Source organism: Streptomyces pactum, assembly GCF_002005225.1.
Lineage (GTDB): Bacteria > Actinomycetota > Actinomycetes > Streptomycetales > Streptomycetaceae > Streptomyces > Streptomyces pactum_A.
On the sequence record NZ_CP019724.1, the window covers coordinates 616413 to 630052 of the forward strand.

Annotated in this window: 11 protein-coding genes; 6 read left to right on the forward strand and 5 right to left on the reverse strand. The window is 74.0% G+C overall.

Annotation, left to right across the window (positions count from 1 at the left end; genetic code table 11):
• Window positions 1–55: 55 nt before the first annotated feature.
• The 3 genes from B1H29_RS02710 (at window position 56) to B1H29_RS02725 (ending at window position 5747) form a co-directional block, all read left to right on the forward strand.
• Window positions 56–1036, forward strand: a complete 981-nt coding sequence (locus B1H29_RS02710; protein WP_055421622.1) for a hydroxyacid dehydrogenase — start codon at window positions 56–58, stop codon at window positions 1034–1036.
• Complete coding sequence (locus B1H29_RS02715; protein WP_055421300.1) at window positions 1033–2931, forward strand: DUF2264 domain-containing protein; 1899 nt, start codon at window positions 1033–1035, stop codon at window positions 2929–2931. Before B1H29_RS02710 ends, B1H29_RS02715 begins: the two co-directional genes overlap by 4 nt.
• Window positions 2932–3467: 536 nt before the next feature.
• On the forward strand, window positions 3468–5747 hold the full coding sequence (locus B1H29_RS02725) for a catalase (RefSeq protein ID WP_055421299.1): 2280 nt from the start codon (window positions 3468–3470) through the stop codon (window positions 5745–5747).
• A 54-nt stretch (window positions 5748–5801) separates the two neighbouring features.
• On the opposite strand, the gene B1H29_RS02730 is transcribed toward B1H29_RS02725, so the two are convergent.
• Both B1H29_RS02730 and B1H29_RS02735 read right to left on the reverse strand, forming a co-directional pair.
• Window positions 5802–6683, reverse strand: coding sequence for a YegS/Rv2252/BmrU family lipid kinase (locus B1H29_RS02730; protein ID WP_055421298.1), 882 nt, complete (start codon window positions 6681–6683; stop codon window positions 5802–5804).
• A gap of 72 nt (window positions 6684–6755) precedes the next feature.
• Window positions 6756–8354 (reverse strand): FAD-binding oxidoreductase, encoded by a 1599-nt coding sequence (locus B1H29_RS02735; RefSeq protein WP_055421297.1) that lies wholly within the window; start codon window positions 8352–8354, stop codon window positions 6756–6758.
• A gap of 111 nt (window positions 8355–8465) precedes the next feature.
• Between B1H29_RS02735 and B1H29_RS02740 the strand changes: the two genes are divergently transcribed.
• Entirely contained in the window at window positions 8466–9083 is a 618-nt protein-coding gene (locus B1H29_RS02740) for a TetR/AcrR family transcriptional regulator (protein WP_055421296.1), read from the forward strand.
• Window positions 9080–10666, forward strand: coding sequence for a glycerol-3-phosphate dehydrogenase/oxidase (locus B1H29_RS02745; RefSeq protein ID WP_055421295.1), 1587 nt, complete (start codon window positions 9080–9082; stop codon window positions 10664–10666). Before B1H29_RS02740 ends, B1H29_RS02745 begins: the two co-directional genes overlap by 4 nt.
• A 37-nt stretch (window positions 10667–10703) precedes the next feature.
• Here B1H29_RS02745 and B1H29_RS02750 read toward each other — a convergent pair whose 3' ends face one another.
• Window positions 10704–10982: a hypothetical protein gene (locus tag B1H29_RS02750; protein WP_055421294.1), complete on the reverse strand. Its 279-nt coding sequence runs from the start codon at window positions 10980–10982 to the stop codon at window positions 10704–10706.
• 160 nt (window positions 10983–11142) lie between these two features.
• Here B1H29_RS02750 and B1H29_RS02755 point away from each other — a divergent pair, with 160 nt between their 5' ends.
• On the forward strand, window positions 11143–11508 hold the full coding sequence (locus tag B1H29_RS02755) for an STAS domain-containing protein (protein ID WP_055421293.1): 366 nt from the start codon (window positions 11143–11145) through the stop codon (window positions 11506–11508).
• Window positions 11509–11514: 6 nt separating this feature from the next.
• Here the strand turns inward: B1H29_RS02755 and B1H29_RS02760 are convergent, their stop codons facing one another.
• Both B1H29_RS02760 and B1H29_RS02765 read right to left on the reverse strand, forming a co-directional pair.
• Entirely contained in the window at window positions 11515–11943 is a 429-nt protein-coding gene (locus tag B1H29_RS02760; RefSeq protein ID WP_055421292.1) for an ATP-binding protein, read from the reverse strand.
• Window positions 11944–12211: 268 nt separating this feature from the next.
• On the reverse strand, window positions 12212–13558 hold the full coding sequence (locus B1H29_RS02765) for an endo-1,4-beta-xylanase (RefSeq protein WP_055421291.1): 1347 nt from the start codon (window positions 13556–13558) through the stop codon (window positions 12212–12214).
• Window positions 13559–13640 lie beyond the last annotated feature (82 nt).

A 13640-nucleotide genomic window follows, 5' to 3' on the forward strand; every position in this document is an offset into this window, starting at 1 on the left:
CCTGCACGCCCCCGACGTCCCCGACCGCGAGTCCCGGCCCCGTGCCGCCGTGGCCATGTCCCCGGACGCCGCCACGGCCGTACTCGACCCCCAGTCCCTCGGCGCGTTCCGCCGGGTCTGCGAGCTGGCGCCGCTCCCGGTCCTGGACGACCTCGCCACTTCGCGGGCCAGATCCGTACTGGCCGACGTGGACCTGCTGATCACCGGCTGGGGCTGTCCGCCGCTGGACGCCGAGGTGCTGCGGGCCGCGCCGCGGCTGCGGGCCGTGGTGCACACGGCGGGCAGCGTGCGCGGGCATGTCACCGACGCGTGCTGGGAGCGGGGGATCGAGGTCTCCTCGGCCGCCGCGGCCAACGCGCTGCCGGTGGCGGAGTACACACTCGGCATGATCCTGCTCACCGGCAAGCGGGTGCTGGAGCGGGCCCGCGACTTCCGGGTGTCCCGGACCCGCGGCAACTGGCTGCGCACCCCGCGCAGCGTCGGCAACTACCGGCGTACGGTGGGCATCCTGTCGGCCTCGCTGATCGGCCGCCGGGTCGTCGAGCTGCTGCGGCCGCACGACGTCGGCGTCCTGCTGCACGACCCGTACGTCAGCGACGCGGACGCCGCCGAACTGGGCGTCGAGCGCGTCGAGTTGCCGGAGCTGTTCAGGCGCTGCGACACCGTCAGCGTGCACACCCCGCTGCTGCCCTCGACCCGCGGTCTGGTCGGCCGTTCGCTGATCGACGCGATGCCGGCCGACGCGGTGCTGATCAACACCTCTCGCGGCGCGGTCGTCGAGCAGGAGGCGCTCACCGACGCGGTGCTGGCGGGGCGGATCCGGGCGGTGCTGGACGTCACCGACCCCGAGGTGCTGCCGCCGGACCACCCGCTGTGGGAGTGCGAGAACGCGCTGATCACCCCGCACCTCGCCGGCTCCGAGGGCAACGAGTGGCGCCGCCTGGCCGACCTCGCGCTCGCCGAGACGACCCGCTGGGCGTCCGGTGCCGGTTTCCTCCATCCCGTACGACGCGAAAGGCTGGCGTTCCTGGCATGAGCATCCCGTTCGAACTGCCCACCGAGGACCGTGCGCTGAGCCCGTACACCGGTTACACCCGCGACCACTGGGAGGCCGTCGCGGACGGGCTCCTGTGGGCCGCGTGGCGCTGGAGCACCCCGGGCTGCGCCCTGCTCGACCTGCCGGGGCGCCCCTCGCGTTCGGGCGTGCGCTCCGACGGGCTGGAGGGCTTCGCCCGGACGTTCCTCGCGGCGGCCTTCCGCGTCGCGGGCGCGGACGGCGAGGACCCGCACGGGTGGCTGGAGCGGTACGCGCGCGGCCTGGCCTCGGGCACCCTCGCCCCCGGCCGGGACGACACCGAGTCCTGGCCGCTGATCCTCGACCACGACGTGCAGGGCCAGCCCATGGTCGAGTCGGCGTCGGTCGCGCTCGGGCTGCGGCTGACCGCACCCTGGCTCTGGAAGCACCTCGACGCCGGGGTGCAGGACCGGGTGGAGGAGTGGCTGCGCGGGGCGCTGCGGCACGTGCCGGCACCGAACAACTGGTACCTGTTCCCGTACACGGTCGCCGGGTTCCTGGAGTCGGTCGGCCGTGGCGACGCCGAGACGGCGGCGGCCCGGGAGCGGGCGCTGGAGCTGATGGAGGGCTGGTACCGGGGCGGGGGCTGGTACGCCGACGGCGACGGACGCGCCTTCGACCACTACAACGGCTGGGCGCTGCACCTCTACCCGGTGCTCGACGCCCGCCTCTGTGGCGACACCGGACCGGCCGCGGCCCGGTACGGCGACCGGCTGCGTGCGCACCTCGACGGCTTCGCGCTGATGTTCGGCGCGGACGGGGCGCCGCTGCACTACGGCCGCTCGCTGTCGTACCGGTTCGCCGCCTCGGCCGCGGTGGGCCTGGGCGCGGTCACCGGGCACACGCCGCTGGCGCCGGGCGCCTCGCGGCGGCTGGCGAGCGGCAGTCTGCGGTACTTCCTGGAGCGCGGCGCGCTGACCGACGACGGACTGCTGAGCCTCGGCTGGCACGGTCCGCACGAGGCCACCCTCCAGTGCTACTCCGGCCCGTCCTCCCCCTACTGGGCGTCGAAGGCCTTCGTGTCGCTCCTCGCCCCCGCCGGCCACCCGCTGTGGACGGCCACGGAGGAAGCGGCGCCCGTTGAGGAGGCCGACCGGGTGCTGTCCCTGCCCGCGCCCGGGCTGCTGGTCCAGGCGACGCGCGGCGACGGGATCGTACGCCTGCACAACCACGGCAGCGACCACGTCCGGCCGCACGAGGGCGAGTCGGCCGCCGAGGACGACCCGCACTACGGGCGGCAGGCCTACTCCACCCGGACCGGCCCCACGGCGTCCGGGAACACCGCCGACAACCACCTGTCGGTGGAGGTGAACGGCCGGCGCAGCGTGCGGCGTCGCGTCCACCCGCTCGGCGCGGGACACGGCGACGGCTGGGGCTGGGCGGCCTCCTGGCACCGGCCCGCCTTCGCGGGCGGGCCACCGATGGTGCCGGGGCTGCGGGTGGAGAGCGTGACGGTGGCACGGGGGCCGTACGAGCTGCGGGTGCACCGGGTGGTCGGGGCACCGGCCAAGGCCCGCCTGACGCACACGGGGTGGGCCACCGGCCCGGAGGACGCCCTGGTCTCGGCGCTGCACGGCCTGCACGGCTGGCGTCCCGAGCCGGAGACCGTCCGTGCCCCGCAGGGCACCGCCTACACGCCGTGGGCCGAGCTGCCCCGGCTGTCCGGCGACGCGGGCGGCACCTCCCTGCACGTCTGCCTGGCCGCGCTCACCGGTGAGCCGGGGCCCGGTCCCCTCGAAGAAGCGGTCACGGAGGTCGTGGCCGGTGAGACCGGCGTCGAGGTGGTCTGGGCGGGCGACGGCGGGCGCACCCGGGTCTCGTTCGAACCGGTGGGGGTGACGCACGGGGTGAGCTAGGGTCTCCCGGCCCAAGTCAGGGCCGCCGAGGGCCCCGACCGGTACTTCTCCGATGCTGTTGGTGCCAACGGCATCGGTACTCCTCCGGTCGGGGCCCTCCCCCGTGCGCCCGTCTCCGGTGGCGCGCCGCCCCCGGCCCGGCGACGCTGGTACGGCACCGGTGAGAAGGAGTTCCCCATGCGCGAGTCGTCGTGGGCCGTGGTCGCGGCCCTGGCCGTGTCGGTACTGTGCGCCGCTCCGGCCGAGGCCGCCGAACCCGTGCCGCGCGCCTGCCGGGCGACGTGAGGGCGACCGAGTGCGTCCCGGGCGGCGGAGTGATCCTCATCTCGGCGGACGGGGAGGGGACCGGCTCCTTCACGGCGCGCTGCCAGGGCGGCGCCCGCGACGGGGAGACCACCTGAGCCGGCCGGCTCCGTTCTGCGCGCCCATGCCTTGAGTCCCGAACGCTGGGTACGCGGTCACGGCCCACCACGGCAGTCGGTACTCGAACACGACCGGCCGCGTGCAGCGGCCCGCCCAGAACGGAGAGAAGGCTGATGAGCGAGGCCAACCCCCTCAAGCGGGTAGCCCACAAGGTCACCGAGAGCCTGCAGGGCGACGGTGGCGGACCTGCGGAGGGGATCCCCGGCAAGCCCGGTCCCGAGTCGCCGCCCGTCGCCGAGCCCACCGAGCCCCGGGAGCCGCTGCCCCCTAAGCCGGACCAGAGCGGTCCGGACACCGTGTCGCCGACCGGTCAGCCCACGGGAGCCGACCAGGCCCGGGTGGCGCAGTCCGGCAGCTACCTGACGAACGCTCAGGGCACGCGGATGCACGACACCGACCACTCGCTGAAGGCGGGGCCGCGCGGGCCCGTGCTGCTGCAGGACCATCATCTGCGCGAGAAGGTCATGCACTTCGACCACGAGCGCATCCCGGAGCGCGTCGTGCACGCCCGGGGAGCGGGCGCGCACGGGGTCTTCCAGAGCTACGGCACGGCGGCCTCGGTGACGAAGGCCGGGTTCCTCGCGGCGGACGTGGAGACGCCGGTGTTCACCCGGTTCTCCACGGTGGTCGGCTCGCGGGGATCGTCGGACACGGTGCGGGACACCCGCGGTTTCGCGACGAAGTTCTACACCAGTGAGGGCGTCTTCGACCTGGTGGGCAACAACATCCCGGTCTTCTTCATCCAGGACGCCATCAAGTTCCCGGACGTCGTGCACGCCGCGAAGCCGCACCCGGACCGGGAGATCCCGCAGGCGCAGAGCGCGCACGACACCTTCTGGGACTTCGTCTCGCTGCACACCGAGGCGACCCACCACACCATCTTCTTCATGGGCGACCGCGGCATCCCGCGCTCCTACCGGATGATGGAGGGCTTCGGCGTCCACACCTTCCGGCTGGTGAACGCCGAGGGCGCCACGACGCTGGTGAAGTTCCACTGGAAGCCCAAGCTGGGCGTGCACTCCCTGGTGTGGGACGAGGCGCAGATGATCAACGGCATCGACCCGGACTTCCACCGCCGGGACCTCGCCGACGCGATCGAGGCGGGGGCGTACCCGCAGTGGGAGCTGGGCATCCAGACCTTCCCCGACAACCCGGAGCAGACCTTCGAGGGCATCGACCTGCTGGACCCGACGAACATGGTCCCGGAGGAGCTCGCGCCGGTGCAGCCGGTGGGCCTGCTGACCCTGAACCGCAACCCGTCGAACTTCTTCGCCGAGACCGAGCAGATCGCCTTCCACGTCGGCCACCTCGTACCGGGTATCGACATCACCGACGACCCGCTGCTCGCGGGACGGCTGTTCTCGTACCTGGACACGCAGATCACGCGTCTGGGCGGTCCCAACTTCCCGCAGTTGCCGATCAACCGCCCCCAGGCGCCGGTCAACGACATGCTGCGCGACGGCATGCACCAGACGGCCGTGCACCGGGGCGTGGCGCCCTACCGGCCCAACTCCCTGGACGGCGGCTGCCCGTTCATGGCCGGGGCCGCCGAAGGGGCGTACGTCGAGGCGCCGGTGCGGGTACCGGAGGCGACCAAGGTGCGCGAGGCCCCGGAGTCGTTCGCGGACCACTTCAGCCAGCCGCGGCGGTTCTGGCTGAGCATGAGCCCGGTGGAGCGCGAGCACATCATCGGCGCGTACACCTTCGAGCTGGGCAAATGCTACGAACAGGCCATCAGGGAGCGGACCCTGCAGGTCCTGGCCAACATCGACCCGGAGCTGTGCGCGGGCGTCGCCGAGGGACTCGGCCTGCCCGCGCCGAAACCGACGGTGCCGCTGGCCGACGTCCAGCCCAGCCCGGCGCTGTCCCAGGTCGGGGGTGTCTGGCCGCTCGACGGCCGGGTCGTCGGCATCGTCACCGGCGGGGCGGACCTGGAGGGCGTGACGGCCGTACGGGAGGCGGTACTGAACGCCGGGATGGTGCCGCTGGTCGTGGCACCGACCGGCGGCACCATCGGCTCGGGCGACGATGCGCTGACCGTACAGCGCAGCTACGTCACCGCACGGTCCGTCGAGTTCGACGCGGTCCTGGTGGCGGGGACGCCCGACATGGGCGGCGACGCCTACACCCCGCGGGACTACAAGGCCACTCCCCCGCCGGCGCGGCCGGGGACGATCGATCCGCGGGTGAGCCTGCTGGTGTCGGAGGCGTACCGGCACGGCAAGGTGATCGGTGTCTGGGCGGGCGGCGAGGCCGCGCTCGACGCGTCGGGCGTGCCCGCCGACGCTCCCGGCGTGGTCGTCGCGGTGTCCGGCACCGCGGCCCTGGAGCAGGTCACGGAGCTGATGGGCGCCCACCGGGTGTGGGAACGCTTCACCACGCCCCGGGGCTGATCCGCGCCTCCGCCGGGCCGGTCGCCGTCGTCGGCGGCCGGCCCGGCGGCGTGTTCAGCACAGGACGCGCAGCGCCCCGGGCAGCACCCTCGCCGTGACGGGGACGACGGCCTCGACCTCGCCGTCCGCGCCGTAGGGTATGGCCCGGTCGGCCTCGATGCGGACCTCCCGGCCCCGCAGGACGCGCACCTGGGGCCGGCGGACGTGGGCGCCCGAGCCGAGTTCGTTCATGAGGGCGAAGAACAGCCGCCGCGGCGCGTCGTGGATCATCACGACCTCCAGCAGGCCGTCGTCCACCCGGGCGGCGGGGGCGATGAGGCGGTTGGAGCCGTAGTAGCCGGAGTTGGCGGCCACGGTGGTGTAGCCGGTGAAGGCGTGCTCCTCGCCGTCGACGGTGACGCGGTAGCGCGTCGGGCGCCAGGTGGTGATCGCGCGCAACGCGCCGGCGTAGTAGGAGGCGGTGCCGCGCAGCAGGCGCGCGTGGTTGGCGTGGTGATTGGCGAGCGCGTCGACACCGGCGTAGACGCTGCCGAGCACGACGGTGCGGTCGTGGACGGCGGAGGTGACCTCGATGGTGTCGACGGGGCGGGGTGCGCCCCGCAGCAGCACCTCGGCGAGGGCGGCGGGCTCGGTGGGCAGTTCGAGGGCGCGGGCGAAGTCGTTGCCGCGGCCGGCCGGGACGAGGCCGAGCAGGGCGCCGGTTCCGCTGAGGGCTCCGCCGATCCCGCCGGCCATGCCGTCGCCGCCGACGGCGAGCACCACCCGGTCCCGTGCCCCGGCCTGCCGGGCGAGTTCCCGGGCGTGCGCGAGGCTGCGGCTGTACTCGGTCTCCAGCTCCGCCCCCGCCTCCCGCAGCAGCCGGGCCACCCCGAGCAGTGCGGCGGCCGAGGTGGCGCCGCCCGCGGTGGGGTTGACGACGGCGGTGAACTGTCGCATCGATGTGCCTCCGGGCTGACGGGTGGTGCCGGACTGTTGTCTCACGGGGTCGCAGCGGGCCGTGCCGCGGGGTCAGTCCTCGGGCAGCAGGACGCCCGGGCTGAGCAGTCCCGCCGGGTCCAGGCTCCGCTTGACCGCGCGCAGTGCCCCGATGCCGAGGGGGCCCGCCTCCCGGACGTACCAGTCGCGGTGGTCGGTGCCCACCCCGTGGTGGTGGGTGATGGTGCCGCCCGCCGCGAGGATCGCCTCGTTGGCCGCGTGCTTGGCCCGGGTCCAGTGCGCCACGGGGTCCTCGCCCTGGGCGCACACGACGGTGAAGTACAGGGAGGCGCCGTTCTCGTAGACGTGCGAGATGTGGCACAGGACCAGCGGCGGGGTGCCCGCCTCGGTGAGGGTGCCGGTGAGCGCGCCGCGGACGGCGGCGTACAGCGCGGGGACGCGGGACCAGTAGGTCGCCGTCTCCAGGGTTTCGGCGAGCGCCCCGGCGTCGAGGAGGGAGTCCCGCAGGTAGGGAGCCGAGTAGCGGCCGTGGGCCCAGCGCTCCCCAGGTTCCTCGCCGGCGAGGACACCGCCGCTCGCGCGCAGTACGGCGGCGGCGCCCGCACGGCGGTGCGCGGTGTCGTGCTCGGTGCCCTCGAAGCCGAGGACCGCCAGGCATCCGGCGTCCTGCCGCTTTGGAAAGGTGCCGATGGCGTCGGGCTGGGCGAGGCCGATCAGCGTCTCGGTCTCGTCGGACAGCCGCAGCACCGTGGGGCGCGGGCCGTCCTGGGCGAGCCGGCGCAGGGCCGCCGCGCCCTCCTCGAAGGAGGCGAAGCGCCAGCCCTCGTAGCGGCGGACCTCCGGCACGGGCCGCACCCGCACGGTGACGGACGTGATGACGCCGAAGGCGCCCTCGGAGCCCAGTACGAGCTGGCGCAGGTCGGGGCCGGCCGCCGAGCGCGGGGCGCGGCCGGTGTCGAGGGTGCCCTCGGGGGTGGCGACGGTGAGGCCGAGGACCATCTCGTCGAAGCGGCCGTAGCCGGCGGAGGCCTGTCCGCTGGAGCGGGTCGCGGCGAAGCCGCCGATGGTGGCCCACTCGTAGGACTGGGGGAAGTGGCCGAGGGTGTAGCCGTGCTCGGCGAGGAGCGCCTCGGCCTCGGGAGCGCGCAGGCCGGGTTGCAGGGTGGCCGTGCGGGAGATCTCGTCGAGGTCGAGCAGGCGGTTCATGCGGCGCGGGTCGAGGGCGACGAAGGTGCCGCGGCGGCCGGGTGCGAGGCCGCCGACGACGGAGGTGCCGCCGCCGAAGGGGACAAGGGCGAGACCGTGTTCGGCGCAGGCCTCCAGTACGGCGAGCACCTCGTCGTGGCCGTCCGGGAGGACGACGGCGGCCGGGGCGTCGGCGGTGTCCCCGGTCCGCATCCTCAGCAGGTCGGGGGTGGACTTGCCGCGGGTGTGGCGTATCCGGGTCTCCGCGTCCGTGCGCACCCCGTCCGCGCGGTCGCCGACGGCGGCCTCCAGCGCGCGGCGGGCGGCTTCCTCCAGCGGCGGCCCGGGCACGTCGATCTCCTCCAGCGGGACGGAGGCGGCGGCGCGGGGCTTGACGCCGAGCAGTTCCCGCAGCAGCCCGGTCACCGTGTCGGGCAGCGGCGTCGCACGGGCCGGGTCGCCCCAGCCGTTCCACAGCATGTCCATCGCCTGTCGTCCTCACGGTCGGTTCGGGAGTGCGGTCGGGAAGCCGTCGACACCGTCGGATGCCATCCGGACGCGGTCTCGCACGACCTCACTGGCGTTACACTGTTACACATGACGCCTAATCGTCACAACGACTCGGCACGACAGAACACCCCGGACAACGACGCGGTACTGGACGCCGTGCGCGACTGCGTACTGGCCGTCGGGGTCCGCCGCACGACGATGACCGACGTCGCCCGCCGCGCCGGCCTCTCCCGGATGACGCTGTACCGGCGCTATCCGGACGTACGGTCCCTGGTCGGCGATCTGATGACCCGGGAATGGATCGCGGTGGCCACCGGGGCCATCCCCGGGCCCCGGCCGGGCGTGGGGACGCGTCCGCGCATCGTCGAAGGGCTGGTGACCGGGGTGGCGGCGTTCCGCGCCCACCCGCTCTTCCGCAAGATCGTCGACGTCGACCCGGAGCTGCTCCTGCCGTACGTCCTCGACCGGCGCGGGGCGAGCCAGGAGGCCCTGCTCGGGCTGCTGGCCGACGCGCTGGCCGAGGGCCACGCCGACGGGTCGGTGCGCCCGGCCCACACCGGCCGGCAGGCGCGGTCCGTGCTGCTGATCGTCCAGTCCTTCGCCCTGTCGCTGCGGACCATGACCGACGAGGACGACGCCGAGCTGGCCCCCGCCGCCTTCCTCGCGGAGCTGCGCACCATCCTGGAGAGGACCCTCACGCCATGAGCCCCACCAGCAGCACCCCCGCCGCCGGGGCCTCCCTGTCCGCCGCGCGCCGTTCGCGCGAGCTGACCGACACGGTCGGCGGCCCCGTCGTGGACGTCCTGGTCGTCGGCCTCGGCGCGACCGGCGCCGGCGCCGCCCTGGACGCCGCGGCCCGTGGTCTGAGCGTCGTCGCCGTGGACGCCCACGACCTGGCCTTCGGCACCTCCCGCTGGAGCTCCAAGCTCATCCACGGCGGCCTGCGCTACCTCGCCTCCGCCCAGCTCGACGTCGCCCACGAGAGCGCGGTGGAGCGCGGGGTGCTGATGGCGCGCACCGCACCCCACCTGGTGCGCGCCCAGCCGTTCGTGCTGCCGCTGACGCCCCTGGTCTCCCGTGGTCAGGCCGCGCTGGCGTGGGCCGGGTTCCGGGCCGGCGACACCCTGCGGCTGGCGGCGCGCACCGCCCGGGCCACGCTGCCCGCGCCGCGCCGGCTGTCCGTCGTGGAGACCCGCCACCTCGCGCCGGCGCTGCGCTCCGACCGGCTGCGCGGCGGTCTGCTGTCCTGGGACGGCCGACTCACGGACGACGCCCGGCTGGTGACCGCGCTGGCCCGGACCGCCGCCGCACGCGGGGCCCGGATCCTGACCCGGGTGAGGGCCCTGGAGCTGACCTCGTCCGGCGCCCGGGTACGCGACGAGCTCACCGGTGAGGAGGGCGTGGTCCGCGCCCGCGCGGTGCTCAACGCCTCCGGCGTGTGGGCCGGTGACCTGGTGGACGGCATCCGGGTCCGGCCCTCCCGCGGCACCCACCTCGTCCTGCGCTCCGACCGGCTCGGCCCCCTGCCCGCGGGCCTGCACGTGCCGATCCCCGGGGAGACCAACCGCTTCGTCCTCGTCCTGCCCCAGGGCGACGGCCGGGTGTACGTCGGTCTGACCGACGAACCCGTCGACGGGGACATCCCGGACGTGCCCGAGGTGCCGGAGACCGACATCGGCTTCCTGCTCGACGTGCTCGGCTCCGTGCTGGAGGTGCCGGTCCACCGCGAGGACGTGGTGGGTGCCTTCGCGGGTCTGCGCCCCCTGCTGGACAGCACGTCCGCCGCCCGGCCGACAAACGGGCCCCGCACGGCCGACGTCTCACGCCGGCACGCCGTGCTCACCTCGTCCCAGGGCGTGATCACCGTGGTCGGCGGCAAGCTCACCACGTACCGGCGCATGGCCGAGGACGCCGTGGACGCCGCCGTCACGGCACGCCGCCTGGGCGCAGGCCCGTCCCCGACCGCCGCGCTGCCGCTGGTGGGCGCCGCCCCGCCGCACGCCCTGGCCGCGCTGCGGGCGCCGCGCCGTCTGGTGCGGAGCTACGGCACCGAGGCACCGGCGGTCCAGGCCCTCGCCGACCGCGATCCCCGGCTCGGGGAACGCCTCCTGCCGGACCACCCCGTCACCGGGGCCGAACTGCTCTGGGCGCTGCGTCACGAGGGTGCCCTGGACGAGACCGACCTGCTCGACCGCCGCACCCGCATCGGGCTGGTGCCCGAGGACCGGGAGGCGGCGCTGGAGACCGTACGCGCTCTCGTCGGCGAGGACGCGGCCCGGCGGGGCTGAGACCGGGCGGTCCGGTTCCGGCTCCGCCGGGGAACGGTCAGGTGAACTGTCCGCCGTCCTGGACGGCCTTGCGTACCTTCGCCTCCATCTTGTGCCGGGACTGACCCCCCTCCTTGACGTACTCCGTCATCGCGGTCTGCGCGTCCCGGTCCAGGTCGCGCCAGGCCCGCACGGCGGTCTCGTAGGTGTGCGACTGCCGCGGGGTCCACTGATGCTGCGTGGGAGGCCCGTACGAAGCCCGCAGCTCCTCGACCCGGTGCCGGGCCAGGTCCGCCGCGCGACGCTTGTGCACGAGCTCTTCGAATGTGTGTACCACCACATCTCGACGGTAGTCAGAGGAGCGCCGTCGCGCGCGTCGAGCCGCTCACCGGCGGTCCGGGCACCACCGGTCTCGCCAAGTGGCCCACACGGACCCCCGGGAGCCATAGCATCAAGCCACCGACGACGGCCGGGCATATGCGAGAAGCGAGGGAAGCGTGGCGGACACCGAGGGAGCGGCGGTACCGGAGCGGCTGCTGATCACCCGTACCACCACGGGCGACGGCGTCAGCATCGTCCTGCTCGCCGGAGAGGTCGATCTCGACGGCAGCAGTCAGCTCCGCGACGTCCTGCTGTCCTGTGTGCAGACGGCGCCGGGCACGGTGGTCGACTTCGGTGAGGTCGACTTCCTGGACTCGAGCGGCATAAACGTGCTCATCTCCGCCCACCAGGCCGCCGAGTCCCGCGGCGTCTGGTTCCGGCTCGCCGCCCCGCGGCAGGCCGTCGAGCGCGTGCTGCGGCTCGTGGGCGTCGACGCACTCATCGCCTGCTACCCGACCGTCGAGCAGGCCCTCGCGGCCTGACGCCGGTCAGCGCAGCGGCAGGCGCGCGTACACCGTCTTCCCCGTCGCGTGCGGCTTGGTGATGATCTCGTCGCACAGGCGCGTCACGATCTCCAGACCGTGCCGGCCGACCCGCAGGGGGTCGCGGGGCAGGAACGTGGGGAACGCGTCCCCCGTGTCCGACACCGCGATCTCCACCGCGTCGTCCACCAGGGTCAGTTCCAGGCGGCAGGGACCGGGCGCGTGGCGGAGCGCGTTCGTCACCAGCTCGCTCGCGACCAGGCGCGCGGAGTCCAGGAAGGCGTCGTCCAGGGCCACGCCGCTCTCGCCCAGTCGCGCGACGAAGCCGTGCACGACGTCCCGGGAGGCCGGGATCATCGCCGATCCGCCCCTGAACTCCACCACCGTGGACACGGCCGAGGCGGCCGCGGCATCGGGTCTGTGCGCCGGAGTCATACAGAGCCTCACCGTCCGGTCCGGGGCCGAGTAGGGCAAGCGCATGCCCCCGGTCCCTCACGATACGCACCGGAGCGGTCGGCACCGTCTCTTTGCCCCAACTTCCGCCGGACGCGCGGATTTCGAACAGGCCCGGGGCCGAGTAGGCCGGAAAGGGCGCCGTCCCGGTCGGCGACAGGCACAGCCGTGACTCGCGCTGAGGCGCGCGGGACCGCCCCGGACCCTCGTGGGCTCCGGGGCGGCCCGGCGCTGCGGACGGATCAGCGGGTCAGGAGGCGGTGCAGGCTCCGACCGCGGGCGCGGCGTCGCTGCCGTTCTTCGCGACGGTGAACCCGAAGCTGGTCGACGCGCCGGCCGCCAGGGAGCCGTTCCAACTCGGGCGCGCCGTCATGACGTTGCCGCCCCAGGTGGCGGTGGCGTTCCAGGTGGCCTGGACCTGCTGCGGCGAGGTGAAGGTGACGGTCGTCGCCCAGGAGCCGATCGGCTCGCTGCCCGCGGTGATGGTGACCCGGCCGTTGTAGCCGCTGCTCCAGTCGGCGGTCCTGGTGTAGGTGGCGGTGCAGCTCGCCGTGCCGTCACCCGGGCCGCCGCCGTCGTCCCCGCCGCCGGAGCCGCCGAGGGCGGACAGGACGGCGTCGTAGGCGGGCTTCTCGTCGTAGTCGCCGTCGAACAGCAACGGGGTGCCGCTGCTGCGCCACGAGTACTTGTCGGTGACGCCCCAGACGGTGATGCCGGTGCAGCGGTCCACGGCGAGACAGGCCCTGACCACGCGGGCGTAGCTGTCGGCCTGCGCCGTGCCGGAGCCCTCGATGTCGAGTTCGGTGAGCTGCACGTCGACGCCGAGGTCGGCGAAGCGCTGGAGGTTGGCCTGGAAGTCGGAGGGGACCGGGGAGGCGCTGTTGAAGTGGCCCTGGAAGCCGACGCAGTCGATGGGCACGCCGCGGGACTTGAAGTCCTTGACCATGTTGTAGACGGCGGTGCTCTTCGCGTTGACGCCGTCGGTGTTGTAGTCGTTGTAGCAGAGTTTCGCGGCCGGGTCGGCGGCGCGGGCGGTGCGGAACGCCTCCTCGATGAAGCCGTCGCCCAGCTTGTCCTGGAAGGGCGAGCTGCGCCGGGCTCCGCTGCCGCCGTCCTGGAAGGCCTCGTTGACGACGTCCCAGCTATGGATCCGGCCCTTGTAGTGGCCCATCACGCTGTCGATGTGGTTGTTCATGGCGGTGCGCAGGTCGGCCGCGCCGAGGCCGCCCACCCAGGAGGGCAGTTGTGAGTGCCAGACCAGGGTGTGGCCGCGCACGTCCATGCCCTGGCTCCGGGCGTGGTTCACGACCTGGTCGGCGGCGCCGAAGGTGAAGTTGCCGCGGCTGGGCTCGGTGGCGTCCCACTTCATCTCGTTCTCGGGCGTGGCCGAGGTGAACTCGCGGTTCAGCGTGGAGACGTAGTCGGCCTCGTCCAGGTGGCTCGCCGCGACCGCGGTGCCGAAGTAGCGGCCCTGGCCGGCCGCGGCGGAACCGAGCGTGTCGGCGGCTTCGGCGGGGTGGGCCGCGGCCGTCAGCGCCGCCGCGGCGACGAGACCGGCGGTGGCCGCTCTGGAGAGACGTAGGAAAGTCATGCGCATGTCATCCCGTTCCCTGAATCGGTGTGCGGAGGCCGTTCGGAAGGGCAGGAACTCCGAAAGTTTCGGAATGATTTCCGAATGT

Excerpts from the sequence above, each read along its gene's own strand:
- B1H29_RS02710 (WP_055421622.1), top strand. The coding sequence starts at position 56 with ATGTCCCCGGACGCCGCCACGGCCGTACTCGACCCCCAGTCCCTCGGC.
- B1H29_RS02715 (WP_055421300.1), top strand. The coding sequence starts at position 1,033 with ATGAGCATCCCGTTCGAACTGCCCACCGAGGACCGTGCGCTGAGCCCG.
- B1H29_RS02725 (WP_055421299.1), top strand. The coding sequence starts at position 3,468 with ATGAGCGAGGCCAACCCCCTCAAGCGGGTAGCCCACAAGGTCACCGAG.
- B1H29_RS02730 (WP_055421298.1), bottom strand. The coding sequence starts at position 6,683 with ATGCGACAGTTCACCGCCGTCGTCAACCCCACCGCGGGCGGCGCCACC.
- B1H29_RS02735 (WP_055421297.1), bottom strand. The coding sequence starts at position 8,354 with ATGGACATGCTGTGGAACGGCTGGGGCGACCCGGCCCGTGCGACGCCG.
- B1H29_RS02740 (WP_055421296.1), top strand. The coding sequence starts at position 8,466 with ATGACGCCTAATCGTCACAACGACTCGGCACGACAGAACACCCCGGAC.
- B1H29_RS02745 (WP_055421295.1), top strand. The coding sequence starts at position 9,080 with ATGAGCCCCACCAGCAGCACCCCCGCCGCCGGGGCCTCCCTGTCCGCC.
- B1H29_RS02760 (WP_055421292.1), bottom strand. The coding sequence starts at position 11,943 with ATGACTCCGGCGCACAGACCCGATGCCGCGGCCGCCTCGGCCGTGTCC.
- B1H29_RS02765 (WP_055421291.1), bottom strand. The coding sequence starts at position 13,558 with ATGCGCATGACTTTCCTACGTCTCTCCAGAGCGGCCACCGCCGGTCTC.